General features: G+C 42.0%; 14 protein-coding genes. 10 read left to right on the top strand and 4 right to left on the bottom strand.

The annotated features are described in order from the left end of the window. Positions 1 to 53: 53 nt before the first annotated feature. The gene (gene putA, locus J8Z28_RS14250; RefSeq protein ID WP_062566400.1) at positions 54 to 3,857 is read right to left on the bottom strand and encodes a bifunctional proline dehydrogenase/L-glutamate gamma-semialdehyde dehydrogenase PutA; all 3,804 of its coding nucleotides are present in this window, start codon (positions 3,855 to 3,857) and stop codon (positions 54 to 56) included. 166 nt (positions 3,858 to 4,023) lie between these two features. Here putA and J8Z28_RS14245 point away from each other — a divergent pair, with 166 nt between their 5' ends. Further along, positions 4,024 to 4,506: a winged helix-turn-helix transcriptional regulator gene (locus J8Z28_RS14245; RefSeq protein ID WP_054551119.1), complete on the top strand. Its 483-nt coding sequence runs from the start codon at positions 4,024 to 4,026 to the stop codon at positions 4,504 to 4,506. A 48-nt stretch (positions 4,507 to 4,554) separates the two neighbouring features. Here J8Z28_RS14245 and J8Z28_RS14240 read toward each other — a convergent pair whose 3' ends face one another. Next, entirely contained in the window at positions 4,555 to 5,154 is a 600-nt protein-coding gene (locus J8Z28_RS14240) for a TIGR04211 family SH3 domain-containing protein (protein WP_054560918.1), read from the bottom strand. A 213-nt stretch (positions 5,155 to 5,367) separates the two neighbouring features. Here J8Z28_RS14240 and J8Z28_RS14235 point away from each other — a divergent pair, with 213 nt between their 5' ends. The 3 genes from J8Z28_RS14235 (at position 5,368) to J8Z28_RS14225 (ending at position 8,018) form a co-directional block, all read left to right on the top strand. After that, complete coding sequence (locus tag J8Z28_RS14235) at positions 5,368 to 6,888, top strand: CYTH and CHAD domain-containing protein (RefSeq protein WP_054560917.1); 1,521 nt, start codon at positions 5,368 to 5,370, stop codon at positions 6,886 to 6,888. Positions 6,889 to 6,925: 37 nt separating this feature from the next. Then, positions 6,926 to 7,534, top strand: a complete 609-nt coding sequence (locus J8Z28_RS14230) for an START domain-containing protein (protein ID WP_062566399.1) — start codon at positions 6,926 to 6,928, stop codon at positions 7,532 to 7,534. A 79-nt stretch (positions 7,535 to 7,613) separates the two neighbouring features. Next, complete coding sequence (locus tag J8Z28_RS14225; protein ID WP_062566398.1) at positions 7,614 to 8,018, top strand: diacylglycerol kinase; 405 nt, start codon at positions 7,614 to 7,616, stop codon at positions 8,016 to 8,018. A 37-nt stretch (positions 8,019 to 8,055) separates the two neighbouring features. Here the strand turns inward: J8Z28_RS14225 and J8Z28_RS14220 are convergent, their stop codons facing one another. Together J8Z28_RS14220 and metK are read right to left on the bottom strand one after the other, a co-directional pair. Further along, positions 8,056 to 9,384 carry an IS4 family transposase gene (locus J8Z28_RS14220; RefSeq protein ID WP_442961228.1) on the bottom strand — a complete coding sequence of 443 codons (1,329 nt, stop codon included), beginning with the start codon at positions 9,382 to 9,384 and terminating at the stop codon, positions 8,056 to 8,058. Positions 9,385 to 9,507: 123 nt separating this feature from the next. Beyond that, the gene (gene metK / locus J8Z28_RS14215) at positions 9,508 to 10,659 is read right to left on the bottom strand and encodes a methionine adenosyltransferase (RefSeq protein WP_054551125.1); all 1,152 of its coding nucleotides are present in this window, start codon (positions 10,657 to 10,659) and stop codon (positions 9,508 to 9,510) included. 266 nt (positions 10,660 to 10,925) lie between these two features. Here metK and tkt point away from each other — a divergent pair, with 266 nt between their 5' ends. From tkt to J8Z28_RS14185, 6 genes are all read left to right on the top strand, one after another. Beyond that, positions 10,926 to 12,917: a transketolase gene (tkt, locus tag J8Z28_RS14210; protein WP_054560913.1), complete on the top strand. Its 1,992-nt coding sequence runs from the start codon at positions 10,926 to 10,928 to the stop codon at positions 12,915 to 12,917. A gap of 260 nt (positions 12,918 to 13,177) precedes the next feature. Then, the gene (locus tag J8Z28_RS14205) at positions 13,178 to 13,852 is read left to right on the top strand and encodes a winged helix-turn-helix domain-containing protein (protein WP_240701461.1); all 675 of its coding nucleotides are present in this window, start codon (positions 13,178 to 13,180) and stop codon (positions 13,850 to 13,852) included. A gap of 173 nt (positions 13,853 to 14,025) precedes the next feature. Then, a complete protein-coding gene (locus tag J8Z28_RS14200) occupies positions 14,026 to 14,352 on the top strand; it encodes a hypothetical protein (protein ID WP_062564831.1) in 327 nt (108 codons plus the stop codon). 91 nt (positions 14,353 to 14,443) lie between these two features. Next, positions 14,444 to 14,755: a pyrimidine/purine nucleoside phosphorylase gene (ppnP, locus tag J8Z28_RS14195; protein ID WP_054551131.1), complete on the top strand. Its 312-nt coding sequence runs from the start codon at positions 14,444 to 14,446 to the stop codon at positions 14,753 to 14,755. A gap of 182 nt (positions 14,756 to 14,937) precedes the next feature. Further along, positions 14,938 to 15,294 (top strand): ribosome hibernation-promoting factor, HPF/YfiA family, encoded by a 357-nt coding sequence (gene hpf / locus J8Z28_RS14190; protein ID WP_054551132.1) that lies wholly within the window; start codon positions 14,938 to 14,940, stop codon positions 15,292 to 15,294. A gap of 589 nt (positions 15,295 to 15,883) precedes the next feature. Then, on the top strand, positions 15,884 to 17,056 hold the full coding sequence (locus J8Z28_RS14185) for an NRAMP family divalent metal transporter (protein WP_425272495.1): 1,173 nt from the start codon (positions 15,884 to 15,886) through the stop codon (positions 17,054 to 17,056). Positions 17,057 to 17,211 lie beyond the last annotated feature (155 nt).

Genomic DNA, 17,211 nt, shown 5'->3' with positions numbered 1-17,211 from the left:
TGCGAGGGCTTTTAATTAGCTCAGGAAAGTTTAATTTCCTTTAACTTATACGATTACTCGTCGTCTTCAACTAAGGTCATTAGTGATGTGTTACCACCTGATGCGGTTGTATCAACACTGATTGTTTTCTCAGTGAGTAAGCGCTTGATTAGCGTGTCGTAGTACTCAGAGCTGATCACTGGCAGAATAGCACCTTTACGTTGTGCTAGCTGCTGGCTAAAGTAGCCTAAGCGTGATGAACGAGCTGCAACAACCGCACCTGCAAGGTGAGGGTGCGCCAAGATAGCTTGTAACTGATTAGGTTTAGCTACTTGGAATACACCTTCAGCGATACCTGTTGAGATAAACTTGTCTCTGAATGCAACCGCTTCGTCAAAGAATAACTCAGAAGCAACCGTGATTACTGTGTTACCAGCAGCAAGTGCTGTGATAATCGAAATTGCCCAGAAGTTAAATGACGTACTCTTATCAGCATAACAAACCACACAGCCACGAGGCTCTAAGTGAAGTGTGTTTGACTCACCCGTTGGTCCAGGCAACACAGTGTGCTTACGCATGTGTTTTTCAAGACGGTTAAGTTGCGCACGAGCATCAGCTAGCGTTAATGCTAAATCATCGGCAAGCTCGTCGATAATTTCTACAGTCGCTACTTTTGCAAGTAATTGACGCACAGCAGAAACTCGGTCGTTCAGTGGTGTCGCACGCCAGATTTTCTCGTCGCGTAATGAGTTATCCATTAGCGTAGCAACTTGCTCAGCTGCACCTGAATAGTGGTGAGTATCTAACTCATCAGGTGTTAGGTTAGTCATTTGTACGTTATCTGGTGATGCTTTTTCTTTCACTAGGCGTTGTAGGTAGTTAGGACCACCCGCTTTAGGGCCTGTACCAGATAAACCACGTCCACCGAAAGGTTGTACGCCAACAATAGCGCCGATCATATTACGGTTGATGTAAACGTTACCTGCACGTGACATTTTCGCTAGGTATTCACAGCGCTCTTCGATACGCGAATGCACACCCATAGTTAAGCCAAAGCCTGTGCCATTGATTTGGTCAATCACGTTATCAAGCTCTGTGCCTTTAAAGCGGATGATATGTACACATGGGCCAAATACTTCGCGCTTAAGTACAGATAAATCTTTGATTTCGTATAAACGAGGCGCGAAGAAGTAAGCACCATTTTCATTGTTATCAGGAATAGCACACTCATAGTGAAGTGTTGCATTACCTTTTAAGTATTCAACATGGTCATTTAAATTTTTCAGTGCTTTTTCGTCGATAACAGGACCGATATCAGTTGAAAGCAATGACGGGTCGCCAACGTGAAGCTCTTTTAAAGCACCTTTGATCATCTCAATGATGCCATCAGCTACGTCTTCTTGTAAGAATAATACACGCAGTGCAGAACAGCGTTGACCAGCACTTTGGAAACCTGAACTGATCACATCGTCAACAACTTGCTCTGGTAGAGCGGTTGAGTCAACGATCATACAGTTTTGACCACCAGTTTCAGCAATAAGTGGTACTTGAATATCATTACGCGCAGCAAGAGTTTGCGAAATAACAGTACCAGTTTCTGTAGAACCTGTGAACATAACAGCTTGAATGCGCTCATCAGGAACGATGGTTTTACCTACTTCGCTACCACGAGCAATAACAGGTTGTACAACGTGCTCTGGTAAACCTACAGATAGCATAAGTTCAATGGTACGAAGTGCGATTAAGCTTGTTTGCTCAGCTGGTTTCGCAATAACTGTGTTACCAGTCACGATTGCTGCAGCTACTTGACCTAAGAAGATTGCAAGTGGGAAGTTCCATGGGCTGATACATAAGATCACACCACGTGCTTCGAAGCGCTCATCTTCAGAAAGTTCCTCAGCGCGTGCAGCGTAGTAGCGGCAGAAATCCACTGCTTCACGAACTTCATCGATACCATCTTGCGTTACTTTACCTGCTTCTTTGATACATAGTGCCACTAACTCATCGTGGTGACGCTCTAAGATGTCAGCAACACGACGTAATAAGTTTGCGCGCTCTTTTACTGGCGTTTGTGACCATGACTCAAATGCTTTTTCTGCATTTTCTAAAAGAGCAGTCATTTCGTCAGAAGATTGTAGTTTCACATGACCAATGATTTCTTTGTGATTTGCAGGGTTCTTCACAGGAAGAGAGCCTTCTGGCACATCGCTTAATTCAATGCGGTGCTCAGCAAACCAGGTATCAAGGTTTTCTTTAAATGGTGTGATTACATTGATATCAGTTAAGTCCATGCCTTTTGAGTTAGCACGTTCTTCACCGTATAAATCAATAGGCATCTTAATTTGCGTGTTGTACTTGTTACGTAAACCTTGCAGTGTTTCTACAGGGTCAGGTAATAGTGATTCAACAGGCTTAGTCGTATCAACAATCGCATTAACGAATGACGAGTTAGCACCGTTTTCTAATAAACGACGTACTAAGTAGGCAAGTAAGTCTTCGTGTTGACCCACTGGTGCGTAAACACGACATTGAATTTTCTCTTGGGTTACGATTTGGTCGAATAACGACTCACCCATACCGTGTAGGCGTTGGAATTCAAAACCTTCGTTATCACCTTTTGCAACTTCTAAGATTGTTGCTGCAGTGTAGGCGTTGTGTGTAGCAAATTGCGGGTACAGTACATCACGTGCTTCTAGAAGCTTAATTGCACAAGCTTTGTAAGAAACGTCAGTGGTCGCTTTACGTGTAAATACCGGGTAATGATCTAAACCATCTTGTTGAGTGGTTTTGATTTCTGTATCCCAGTATGCACCTTTTACAAGGCGAACCATTAGTTTACGACCAACGCGACGAGCTAGCTCTGCAACCCACTCAACGACAAAAATAGCGCGCTTTTGGTATGCTTGAACTGCTAAACCAAAGCCGTTCCAGTTACCTAAATCGTCATCACTGAATACCGCTTCAATAACATCTAAAGAGATATCTAAACGGTCAGCTTCTTCAGCATCAACAGTAAAGCCGATATCGTAGCTTTTCGCTGCAAGCGCAAGTTCTTTTAACTTAGGTACGATTTCAGCAATAACACGTTCACGATGTGTGAATTCATAACGTGGGTGAATCGCAGAAATTTTAACTGAGATACCAGGGCTCTTGATTGGACCACGGCCATTTGCTGCTTTACCAATCGCGTGGATAGCTGTCATGTAGCTGTTGAAGTAACGCTCTGCATCTTTCATTGTGCGTGCGCCTTCACCTAGCATATCGTATGAGTATACGTAGCCTTTTTGCTCTTTATCGGCTGCACGTTCAATTGCTTCGTCGATAGTACGACCCATAACGAATTGCTTACCCATGATCTTCATCGCGAAGTTCACAGATTTACGAATAACAGGCTCACCTAAACGACCAATTGTTTTCTTAAGAACACCGAATTGCTGCTCTTTTGACTTGTCGCTGTAGTTAACCATTTTACCGGTTACTAACAGACCCCAAGAAGAGGCGTTTACAAATAAAGAATCGCTGCTACCTAAATGAGAGCTCCAGTCACCTTTAGCAAGTTTGTCACGAATTAGTGATTCTTGCGTTGCTTTATCTGGAACACGTAATAGTGCTTCTGCAAGACACATTAATACAACGCCTTCCTCACTTGAAAGTGAGAATTCATTTAATAGTGCATCTACACCGCTTTGACCATCCTGATCGCGACGGATATTTAAAACCATTTGACGAGCACGTTCCCACGCTCGGCTACGCGCTTTCACGCCTACTTCAGCCAAAGGCAAAATATGATCAATAACCGCATTTTCGTCAATACGGTAGAAATCACGGATCTTTTGTCTAATTGGACATTCAGTTGTCAAATCGCCATTAAATAGCATATGTAACCCTCTGGTATGTGGAGTCTAGAAATGAACTTATTGCATTTCTTACCATTGATATAATTCGTGCATTCTAATTAAAATCCAGCAGAATATGCTGGTTAAATTTTTCGATTTACGATAATTTACAGGGCATACCGTTAACTTAGCCGCATAAAATTCTGTTATGACCAGTCCGAATAGATTACGCATGTTAGATCGCATCGATTTAGCAATTTTAGACGCTCTGCAAAAAAATGGCAGAATATCGAACGTAAACCTCGCAAAACAGGTAAATCTGAGCCCAAGCCCGTGTCTAGATCGTGTAAAACGTTTAGAGCAAGAAGGCTACATCGAAGGCTATTACGCAAAGCTTAGCGAAGCAAAGCTTAACCAGAGCTTGTTAGCACATGTGCAGGTATCGTTAGTGACCTCGAATACATCGGTATTTAAAGTCTTTCGTGAATATATTTTAAATATTCCACAAGTGGTTGAATGCGACATGGTTGCTGGTGGCTATGACTACTTATTAAAAGTACGGGTGTCTGATATGGATGAATACCGCCAAGTGCTGGGGGATTTAGTTGATATCCCAGGGGTAGGTACGCATCACACCTATATGGTGATCGAAAAAATTAAACAAGATACCGGACTAAGGTTCGATATATAGATACAAAAAAAGCACCATCAGGTGCTTTTTTATTGACTATTTAGTGGCTTATGCCCAGCCGTCGTAACGTTTACGGCGAGATAACACCACGGTTAAGATAATACCTAACAGTAAGCCGATAAATGCAATTGCTCCGCCATATGTAAGTAGCTGACGCTTCTCTTTAGCACTGGCTGTTTGCTTTGCGTTGCGCTCAGACTCAATGGTGTTCTTAAGTGTTTCGATTTGCTTGCTAAGAGCTAGGTTTTGCTCTGTAAGTGATTTGTTCTGCTCTTGAAGTTGTGGCAGTTCAATTTCAGCTTGGCGAAGCTGCTCTTGCATTACCGTCATGTCGTTATTCAGCGCTTGAAATTGTTGTTGAATACCCGCGTTTTCAGTAACAAATTTTGACTCTACCCAACCTTCACGATCTTTATCATCACGAATTTTAAAGTAGCCATTATCTTCACCTGACAACAACACAACTTGCGTACCAGCATCAACTGAGCCCAAAATGCGGTAGTTTTTGCTTGGGCCTGAGTGCATAAAGGTGTACAGGTTATCGACTATGTATGCGGTGTTTTGGCTGTCGCTGCTTGGAGCTTCTTCTGCGTAGCTAATAAAAGAGGTGGCCGCAAGGAGCAACCCAAAAATACACTGTTTTAACATCAATCTACCTTGTTAATGTGATCTTGCCTAGAAGTGGCTAAATTTATAATTTCTTTATGTATAGAGATAGTAGGGATTTCAACTATTAATAGCAAGGCTGATATTGTAATCCGTGCGTGAGCTTAACCGTAAAAAACAGGAAAAAATTTGCATTAACAGTCTGCTTTGTTTATTTTGATCACTTATTTATTTTAAATGTACTCCGCAAAGCGAATGGATACTGAGATAGAACTGAAGTTTTTGGTGTCAGATGCCGTTGTTCCACTGATCCCCGCATTAATTACCCAATTTGCAAAAACCGTTACTAACAAACCGTCACGCAATTTACAAAATGCTTATTACGATACGCCAAGCCGAGAATTACGCGCTTTAGATATTGGCCTTCGTACTCGCTGTTGTGATGGTGAGTGTGAACAAACTATCAAGCTTGCTGGCGAAGTGGTTGGCGGCTTACATCAGCGCCCAGAATACAACTTACCACTGTCAGGTAACCGCCCTGATTTACTCGCATTTGATGCTGCTATTTGGCCGCATGGCATGCAAGTGTCTGGTATTGCAGAAAACCTATACCCAATTTTTAGCACTAACTTTATACGCCGTACTTGGTTACTCGAAACCGAAAATGGCGCAAAAATTGAAGTGGTATTAGATAAAGGTGAAGTTGCTGCCTCGGGTCAGGTTGAGCCAATCTCTGAACTTGAAATCGAACTGATCGAAGGTAGTCGTAATGAGTTGTTTGCTTTGGCAGATAAACTGGTTAGTGAAAGCCATGTTCGCTTAGGGCTTTATTCTAAAGCTGCTCGGGGTTATCGTCTTGCTGATGACAAACCATTAAAAGCAAGCAAATCAATTGGCTTTGTGCCACTAAAACGTGGTGCAACCCAAGAACAAGCTTTAGTAGAAAGCATTAACTACGCGATTCGCTTTGTACAAAAACATGAAGCCTGCTATTTCATAAAACCAAGCTTAAAAACCCTTAAGCGTGTCACAGACGGTATTCGTTTAATTCGCCATACATTTTGGCTGTTTGACGATATTGTTAGTAAAGACGATACCGACTCATTGCGTACAGAGTTAAAGTGGTTATTGAGCGAATTAGCGTGGGTTGAAAATGCTATCCAGCTAAAAACCTACACATCTAAGCGCCACGCATACTACAAAAAAATCAACAGTGCGCCTGAGCTCACACAAGTTATTAATGACTTAAAAGAGTTACAGCCAAGCATTGATGATATTGAAACTCTTTTTCATAGCACCCGATACAACCGCTTATTGTTACAATTAACTACGTGGTTAATTGAAAAACAATGGCGCAAATCATGGGGGCAGGCTGAGTTTCAGGCAGCAGAAAAACCAGTTGCCGATATTGCTAAGCGTTTATTTGCCAAAGACTGGCACGACATGCACGAGCTTATTCCTGAGCAGCAAGTGTTTACAGATAAAGACTATTTGGCACTACGCACTCGCCTTGAAAACTCATTACTCAGCGGCAATTGCTTAGGCGCTTTGTTCGATAAAGAAGACAGAAATGAGTTCCGTATGCCGTGGGTTGATATCTCTCATGGTATTTATGAGTTAAGCACCCTTGAGTACTTAAAGCAGTTATGCGCAGGACAAGACGACTTAGAGCTGACCAAAATTCAATCATGGCTTGATCAAAAGTCAGAGTTTCTGGTCAGTGCGATGGAGCAAAGTCGCCACGCGTCATTTAATACAGACCCTTATTGGTTTTAAATAAATGCACTTGTGCCTATGGATAGGGTTAGTATGTTTGAGTCTCTCGGCAGTAGCTAACCCTATTGAATGGCAAACTTACAAACAGCAAGACGACATCACCGTTAGCTATAAAAAGCACGAAACTGGCATTATTGAAATTAATGCTTCTGTGCTGGTGAAAAATGCCAAAGCCAGTGACTTTATGGCATTGCTCAGTGATACCGACAACGCCGCAAACTGGCTTGAAAATGTCAAAAGCGTGACGCTAATGGAGCGCTTAAGCCCCTCAGAAACCCTTGTTTATACTCATTTTAATTCACCTTGGCCGGTGTCAGACCGTGACTTGGTGAGTTATTCTTGTTATCACGCATTAGATGAGCACAAATCCGAGTTACAAATCAAAAGCCAACCTTATGCAAAAGCCGAAGTCTCTGGCGTTGTGCGTATTAAAGACCTTACCGCCTATTGGCGCTTTGAACAGCAACAAAGTAACTTGTTAGTAAGCCATCAAGCCTACGCAGACCCAGGTGGTTCCATTCCGCATTGGTTAAGTAACAAGGTATCCCTAAAAAGCGTTTATAAAACGCTACAAGCACTGAGAGAACAATTAACTAACAATCAGTTTTCCCGCGCTAACACCAGCAGCATTCCAGGTGATTGCTAGTTTTTAATCAAGCGTATTTGGGTGACAGAGTAAGAATTTATCATTATGATCAGGCTAGTTCTGAGCGGGTAGGTAAAAAATGAAAGAACCAAAAATTCCCCTAGTTAATAAGCCAAATGGTATTGGCTTTGGGCGTATTTTAAAAGCAACCAAGTGTTCTATTAAAGGCTTTAAAGCGGCATTTAAAGAAGAGTCGGCATTTCGCTCTGAAATCTATTTAGGGGTGTGCTTATTACCCTTGTCAGTGGTTTTTGCACAGTCATTAAATCATTGGTTAGTCCTATTTATACCTTACTTGTTATTATTAATTGTTGAGTTACTGAACTCGTCGATAGAAGCGCTCACTGACCGAGTAGGGATTGAGTATCATGTATTATCGGGACGAGCTAAAGATATGGCTTCTGCGGCAGTGACATTGAGCTTGCTAATTCTAGCCTTAGTTTGGGGTGTTGCAGTTTACGAAAAGATAGTGAGTTACCTTTAAATCAGACACAAAAAAAGCGCCAAAAGGCCAATGCCAGTCAGTTAAGCTGACTGGCATTTCTTTTTTTATGTGGGTACTTTGATGGCTTAGGCTTTATCGCTCTTGGGTATCGCCTATCTTCTCTTCTAGGTGGCAGTTTAAATAGTCTCAGCGTACCTAACAGATGATCCCAGTGAATTGGAATATTACCGGGGCTCATAATTGATATTGATGAGAAGTATTGAATAACTGCCATCGAGCAGCTTGAGAAACTGAGTTGGTTAGGCCATATTCCTTCAGCTTTTGCTGCTAGGGTCATCAACCTTCGAATTAAATTGTATGCGAGGAGGATCCCCCATAGCTCCTGTCTGACCATATCAGGGCGCTTACTCCGAAGGTGGTATGTGCTATCTAGCATTGTTTGCTTTATTTCTCGATACCCTAATTCTATTTCCCAGCGATGGCTGTATAAATCAACTATTTCGCTACTTGGAAAACGAAGTCTATCTACCATCGAGGTTAGTATTCGGTAATTTTTACCTTTTATGGTTTTACTAACCAGTCTTGCTTTAATAACTTCGGGAACATCGGGGAAATTCTTTTGCGCATGCTTAGTGGTTTTGAGCTCAATTATCAGGTCATTGTTACCAACCTTAGAAACGACTTCGTATTGTAAATCAGGTCTTGCAGGTATTAGCCAATGCCTTTCTTCTCCAGTGCTGTGCCATCGATTTAACAAGCCCAGTGAATAGTACCCTTTATCAAACATGGTCAATGAATGGTTAGGTGTACGCTCAATCAGTCGTTCAGCAAGCTTCATTTCATTCGTCTTATAGTTATCAAACTCACTGCTTATCAGTTGGTGACTGGTGAGTTCCATATGACAAACCATACGAATTTGTGGGAATCCTGTATCACCATATTGGTTGCTAGCCGATGAGAATGCTTCACGATTCTCATCTGAATCGGCCGTACGCCAAACAACGCCATCAACCGCTAATAAATTTAACCCAGCCCACGTGTCAAACTGTTCTGTATGGTACATATTATCAGCAGCTTTATTAAAGACTTGCTTAACGGGGTCATCACCTAATCGCTGGCGAGCTTGAACCATGGCACTCGGGGCGACTAACTGATTTTTGCCAGGCAGCATAATGTCTAGTTTATTCGCAATATTCCAGACAGACTCTTTACGAAATAATGCCATGCCAATAACAGACCAAAGCACAGCTTCTAAAGGCAACCTGCGCTTTCTAACTGTGGCTACTCCTGCTTGTTGAAAGCCTTGTTCAATCAGGTCAGAAGATAAAATTTCAGATAATTTTTCAAACGTGTGGTAACGAGTGCTTTCTTCGAAAGCAGAATGAAGAGCTTGTTCTATATTCACAAAAAAATCCGTAGTTAGTTGCCTAACTACGGATTGTGCATGATCATTCTGATCGGTCAACTGATCAACTTCTTAACTGATCAGCATTAGCCAAAAGGCGCTTTTTTCATTTTATCAAACCTATTACAGGCCTGCAGCTGCGCGAAGTGCGTCTGCTTTGTCTGTACGCTCCCAAGGGAACTCATCACGACCGAAGTGACCGTATGCCGCAGTCGGTTGATAGATAGGACGCTCAAGATCAAGCATTTGGATTAAGCCGTAAGGGCGTAGGTCGAAGTGCTCACGTACTAATTCGATTAGACGCGCTTCTTCTAATTTACCTGTACCAAATGTCTCGATGCTGATAGACGTTGGCTCTGCAACACCGATAGCGTAAGAAACTTGTAGCTCACATTTGTCAGCAAGGCCAGCAGCAACCACGTTTTTAGCAACGTAACGAGCAGCATATGCAGCTGAACGGTCAACTTTTGATGGATCTTTACCAGAGAAAGCACCACCACCGTGACGAGCCATACCACCGTATGTATCAACGATGATTTTACGACCTGTAAGACCACAGTCACCCATTGGGCCACCGATAACGAAACGGCCAGTTGGGTTGATGAAGAACTTAGTTGCGCTAGAGATTAGCTCGGCAGGAAGAACCGGCTTAATGATAGTTTCCATTACCGCTTCAACTAAGTCGTTTTGTGAGATTGAATCACAGTGTTGAGTTGAAAGAACAACGGCATCAATACCAACAGGCTTGCCATTTTCGTATGCAAACGTTACTTGAGATTTTGCATCTGGGCGTAACCAGTTAAGCTCACCGCTTTTACGAACTTCAGCTTGACGCTGAACTAGACGGTGTGAGTAAGTGATTGGTGCAGGCATTAAAACGTCAGTTTCATTACATGCGTAACCGAACATTAGACCTTGGTCACCAGCGCCTTGCTCTTCAGGGCGAGCACGGTCAACACCTTGGTTGATGTCTGGAGATTGTTTACCGATAGTGTTTAGGATTGCACAAGAGTCAGCATCGAAACCCATGTCTGAGTGCGTGTAACCGATTTCACGTACTGTTTTACGTGTGATTTCTTCGATATCAACCCAAGCGCTAGTTGTGATTTCACCACCAACCATCACCATACCAGTCTTAACATAAGTCTCACATGCAACACGGGCATGAGAATCTTGCTCAAGGATAGCATCTAGAACCGCGTCAGAGATTTGGTCCGCGATTTTATCCGGATGACCTTCAGAAACAGATTCAGAAGTAAATAAATGTTTTGCCATTGTATTTCTGCTCACAAATATTGCGCTTCACAAACGTCGGTAATAGCGCTAAAAAATTAAGGGGCGTATTTTATCTAAAACAAATATGTTTGCATAGTAATTTTACGCCTAGACGTCTATTTAAAATTACTAATAACGTATTGTTCTTAACAAACGCCCATAATTGGTGCATTTAATGCGGATTTTTAATTGCACTGTACCCTTACAATAAGTAAGAATGGGGCTTCATAAACAACCAGCGCAAATACATAAAGGTAGGAGAATTCATGCCATCACGCAAAGAACTTGCAAATGCTATTCGCGTCTTATCAATGGACGCAGTACAACAGGCCAAATCTGGTCACCCTGGCGCCCCTATGGGCATGGCAGATATCGCAGAAGTACTATGGCGCGATTATCTAAAGCACAATCCAACGAATCCAGAGTGGGCAGACCGAGATCGATTTATTCTTTCGAATGGCCACGGTTCAATGCTGATCTATTCTCTACTGCACTTAAGTGGCTATGACTTACCACTAGAGGAAATTAAAAACTTCCGTCAAATGCACTCAAAAACACCAGGTCACCCAGAGTATGGATATGCACCAGGTATTGAGACTACTACGGGTCCATTAGGTCAAGGGATCACAAATGCAGTGGGCATGGCAATTGCCGAAAAAGCGCTAGCTGCACAGTTTAACCGTGAAGGCCACGATATTGTTGATCACTTCACGTATGCATTCATGGGTGATGGCTGTTTAATGGAAGGTATTTCACACGAAGCCTGTTCATTAGCCGGTACATTAGGCCTAGGTAAACTAGTTGCATTTTGGGATGACAACGGCATCTCAATTGATGGTGAAGTAGAAGGTTGGTTCAGCGATGACACACCAGCGCGCTTCAAAGCATATGGCTGGCACGTAGTTAGCGATGTTGATGGTCATAACCCTGATGCAATTCGCGCCGCTATCGAAGAAGCGCGTAGCATCACTGATAAGCCATCATTAATCTGTTGTAAAACAGTGATTGGCTACGGTTCACCTAACAAGTCAGGTAGCCATGACTGTCACGGTGCACCACTAGGTGAAGACGAAATTAAAGCATCTCGTGAATTCCTAGGTTGGACTGGCGATGCATTTGAAATCCCAGCTGATATCTACAGCGAGTGGGATGGCAAAGAAAAAGGTAAGCAACTAGAAGCAAGCTGGGACGAAAAGTTTGCCGCTTACGCAAGTGCACACCCAGAACTTGCTGCTGAGTTTAAACGCCGTACAAATGGAGAGTTACCAGCTGATTGGGCTGAAAAGTCACAAGCTTACATCGAAGAGCTACAAGCAAACCCAGCAAACCCAGCAACACGTAAAGCATCACAAAATGCATTAAACGCGTTTGGCCCGTTACTACCAGAATTCATGGGTGGCTCTGCTGACCTTGCAGGTTCTAACTTAACACTTTGGGATGGCTCAAAAGGCCTAGAAGCTAACGATGCTAGCGGTAACTACATTTTCTACGGTGTACGTGAATTTGGTATGTCAGCGATCATGAATGGTATTGCATTACATAAAGGCTTTATTCCTTACGGTGCTACATTCTTAATGTTTATGGAATACGCACGTAACGCAGTACGTATGGCCGCATTAATGAAGCAGCCAAGCATCTTCGTTTACACGCACGATTCAATTGGTTTAGGTGAAGATGGCCCAACGCACCAACCAGTAGAGCAAATTGCAAGCATGCGTTTAACGCCTAATCTAGTGAACTGGCGTCCATGTGACCAAGTTGAGTCTGCGATTGCATGGCAACAAGCTATTGAGCGTAAAGATGGCCCAACGTCACTGATTTTCACTCGCCAAGGCCTAGAGCAACAAACGCGTACCGCACAGCAGTTAGCAGATGTGAAAAAAGGTGGTTACGTACTTAGCTGTGACGGTGAGCCAGAGCTTATCCTTATTGCAACAGGTTCTGAAGTACAGCTTGCACAAGATGCCGCTGCAGAACTTCGTTCACAAGGTAAAAAAGTACGCGTGGTATCTATGCCTTCAACTGATTTATTTGATGAGCAAGACGCTGCCTATAAAGAAAGCGTACTACCAGCAAGCGTTACACGCCGCGTAGCAATCGAAGCGGGTATCGCAGACTACTGGTACAAATATGTAGGTCTAAACGGCGCAGTAGTTGGCATGACGACCTTCGGTGAGTCAGCACCTGCAGGCGAGTTATTCAAGCACTTTGGTTTCACTGTTGAAAACATCGTAAACAAAGCAAACGCCTTGTTCTAAGCTTTAGTCGCTAAAATTTAAAAGCCCGCCCTGTAAAACCACAGCGCGGGTTTTTTTGTGTTTGACTGGTAGGTTGGGTAGAACGGAGTGAAACCCAACACATTCACTATAAACCTCACTCCTCGTGATGTGCTAAAGAACTCTCTTCAATTATCACATCATGCAAGTTGTTAAGCTTTCCTAATGTGTTGTAAGAGATTAGTTAATAGGGGCTTTTTGCTATATTATCGTCCAGTCAAAGTAATATTTAAGGAATGAAAATGAAATGGTTGTATATGCTGGCTTTACTGTTAGCTAGTTTTAATAGCTTTGCTTTATGTTTTGATATGCCGTTTTTTCGAGTGGGTGTTTGTGGAGACGATCTTGAAAGTATTAGTATCGATTTGCCATTTATTTTATGGGTGCTTGCGGTTGTTTTCTTTGGGCAGTTATTAGTAAAAAGCAAGGTTAATGCTTACTTACTATCTTTACTTTTTATTCTCTCTCTACCACTTAGCCCAATTGTTCTTTTAGTGACTTACAGCTTTAAGTTAATTAGTAGAAATTATAAAAAAGTGCTGAGAAAAAGTGAGCAAGAAGATACTCAAGAAGTGGAGGAAAAAAGCTTTTCTCTTTCTGACCAAAGCACTTTGATGATCGGTGAATATACATTTAATTACGAAGAAAAAAGCATTTCAAAAGATGAGCAAGTAACTTATTTAGAACCAAAAATGATGCAAGTACTTAGCTATCTAATAGAACAACAACCTAGAGTCGTCAGCTTAGAAGAGCTACACAGCAATGTTTGGCAAAATCAAATAGTCACCGACACTGCTATTCGCCGAGTAATTAGTAAGTTGCGAAATGCCTTTTCAGATACTGATACAAAAAACCCTAAATATATAAAGTCCCAGATGAAAAGAGGGTATCAATTTATAGCTGAAGTTTTTAGCTAACTTTTTGATTTATAGGTATTGTTATTGGTGTGATTATAGTTATAACTTTGGTTATAAGTAAGTGATGATTAAGTAATGGCTAAATTATGGTGTAATTTTCAGAGTCATTTAAATTGAAATGACAGAGGCAGTTGCTTGCTTCTTTTTACTTTTAATTTAATAAGGAAATGACCATGAAATACATCATTACAGCAATCACTTTAATATCTATGACAGCACTTACTTTTTACGCACTAAATACAAGTCAGTGTATATCGTTTGATCTTTTATTAGTCGACGTTGCTTTCGGAAGCTGCGAATTGAAGGCTGAAAATACGAGCTTGTTATCGTACCTTATTCTCGCTGGTTGGCTAATTTGTAATTTCTTATATGGTAAGTTTTACATTAATGGAACATCTCCAAGAGTATTAACCCCATTGTTGTTTATTGTTGGTCTACCTGGAACTTTCTTTGTTTTCTTACTTGCTCAGTTTATTAAAGATAATAAAAAGCCAGCTTAAATAATGGTTTTAATTGAATAATCTTCAGTTGCTGCGCACTTGAAATTCGGGCAGGGTGGATTAGATTTAAAACAAAACAACAGGAGTGAGGATGTCTCAGTTTGATAATGTAAGTGTGCTGAAAAAAGCCAATGTGTATTTTGACGGTAAAGTGTCTAGCCGTACTGTGGTATTTGCTGATGGCAGCACGAAGACGTTAGGCTTTATGCAACCAGGTGAGTTTGAGTTTGCTACGAGCAAAAAAGAGTTGATGGAGCTTAACGGTGGCAGTTGGCAAGTGCTTTTACCCGGTGAGAGTGAATGGCAAACAATGCAAGCTGGAGAGTCATTTACCGTTGATGCAAATGTTACCTTTCTAGTAAAGGTCAGCGAGTTTGCTGACTACTGTTGTTCGTACAGTTAATGAGCAGTTGTTAACCTCTCTGAAAAGCCCGTGTGATGCGGGCTTTTGCATATTTTATCCGCAACGCATGATCTAAATCATCTGTGGTTACAATCAATTACTAATTATCTGCAAATTTCGCTTGTGTTAATTCAATTCGCCCCCAATACTAACTGTGAGGTAACAAGAAAAAAGGATACCCTATGAAGATTAATATTTCTGGTCATCATGTTGACGTTACTGAGGCTGTTAGAGCTCATATCAACGAGAAGTTCTCGAAAATTGCTAGCCATTTTCCATCATTAATATCACTCGATATTATTCTTTCAAAAGAACACAATAAGTATCAGGCTGAGATTAGTACAACCTATGAAGGCGCACGTTTATCTGTAAAAGCTGAAGATGATGTGATGTACCCAGCTATCGCAGGTGCTGCAAAAAAACTAGATGCATCACTTAAACATCGTAAAGGGCAAATGAAAGCCAAACTACACGAAAAGCCGGTCAGTACAACACCGGAAATTGCCCACGAAATCATTCAGGAAATGAACCTGAGCTAATTACAGAGCACTAGCCTAAGCGGCTAGACTTAAAACTAAATCTGAAAAAGCCAACCGTTGCGAAACGCTTGGCTTTTTTGGTTTTAATATTTAACTATTAGCCGTCAGCCGTCAGCCGTCAGCCGTCAGCCGTCAGCCGTCAGCCGTCAGCCGTCAGCCGTCAGCCGTCAGATTGAAGTTCCAAAAGTTAGCGAGTTGCTAGGGGAAAGAGTAAAGGTATTGAGTTAGAAAGAGTAAAGGGGAAAGTTTGCGAGTTTGAGACGTAGGAGGCGTTTTAACGCCGAACAAAAATGGAGATATTAGATATCAGTCGTTAGAAGTCAGATTAAAAAACCAAAGAGTAGCGAGTTACTTGACACAAGTGGTAGGCAGTCTAGTGTTGCTAACTTGCTAACTTGCTAACTTGCTAACTTGCTAACTTGCTAACTTGCTAACTTGCTAACTTGCTAACTTGCTAACTTGCTCAGCTTCCAATCTCACACAAAACGCTGTAAGTTGCTTGTTACTAAGAATAAAACACACATAACTTATGCAATCAGCAGTATCAAATTGGCAATCTAAATTAAATGCATTAGGGCCGGGAATTTTAATGGCTACAGCCGCCATTGGTGGCTCACATCTAGTAGCATCAACACAAGCAGGATCATTATTCGGCTGGCAGCTATTTTGGCTAATCATTGTAGTAAACGTATTGAAGTACCCATTCTTTCGATTTGGCATGGAGTACACCCTTGCGACCAAACAAAGTTTAGTTGAGGGCTACAAGCAAAAAGGGCCGGGGTATTTCTATAGTTTTATTGCGCTTAATATTGTCGCTGCGGTAGTAAATACTGCAGGGGTTTTATTATTAACGGCCAGTCTGCTGCACTATGCATTACCTGTCACTGTTTCTGTAACCTTATTATGCTGGCTGATCTTAGTTGTGTGTTTGCTTATTTTGTTGTTGGGGCACTTTAAGGCGCTCGATAATGTCTCAAAGCTCATTATGGGGCTGCTAACGGTTACAACCGTGGCTGCGCTAGTTGTCGCTATTAATAATGGCCCAATGGCGCCAGTTGACTATGTGGGCCCGTCGCCGTATGAGCTTGCCATGCTTGGCTTTATGGTCGCGCTCATGGGCTGGATGCCTGCACCCATTGAAATATCAGCAATCAGCTCACTGTGGCTAAAAGAAAAGCAGCATCAACAAGCCGTGACAAAGCAACAAGGCTTGTTTGATTTTAATTTGGGCTACTGGCTTACCGCAGCACTTGCGTTAGTGTTTTTTTCATTAGGTGTGTTAGTGCAATATGGCCAAGCACAAGCAGTGCAATTAGGTGGAGTCGCTTTTGCAAAGCAGCTAATTGATATGTATGCCCTCACTATGGGCGAGTGGGCAAGGCCACTGGTTTCAGGTATCGCTTTTTTATGTATGTTTGGCACCACGCTAACAGTGCTTGATGGCTACGCCAGAACATTAAATGAGTCGCATAAACTGCTACCGATTAAACAATCTAAACACAGTTTAAATATGTGGTTATTACTACAAGCATTTGCTGGCATGGCAGTGATTTTATTCTTTAAATCAGCCCTTGGCCCAATGCTCACTTTTGCTATGACCCTCGCTTTTGTAACCACTCCCGTATTTGCATGGCTGAACTTTAGTTTAGTACGCTCAGAACCCAGCATTCATCACTCACCTTTATTACGCACCCTAAGCTGGCTAGGCTTAGCTTATTTGGTGGGCTTTGCGCTAGTGTTTTTGGTTTGGAAACTCGCTTAGTTAGCGAGTTACTAGGGGAAAGAGTAAAGTTAGAGCTGTCAGATTGACAGTTAGCGAGTTACTAGGGGAAAGAGTAAAGTTGTCGAGCTGCTTGACTTAGATACTAGGTATTTTAGAGTTTCTAACTTTCTAACTTTCTAACTTTCTAACTTTCT

The sequence above is a fragment of the Pseudoalteromonas sp. SCSIO 43088 genome, assembly GCF_023650795.1.
GTDB lineage: Bacteria > Pseudomonadota > Gammaproteobacteria > Enterobacterales > Alteromonadaceae > Pseudoalteromonas > Pseudoalteromonas shioyasakiensis.
This window is presented reverse-complemented; position numbering and strand designations above follow the sequence as displayed.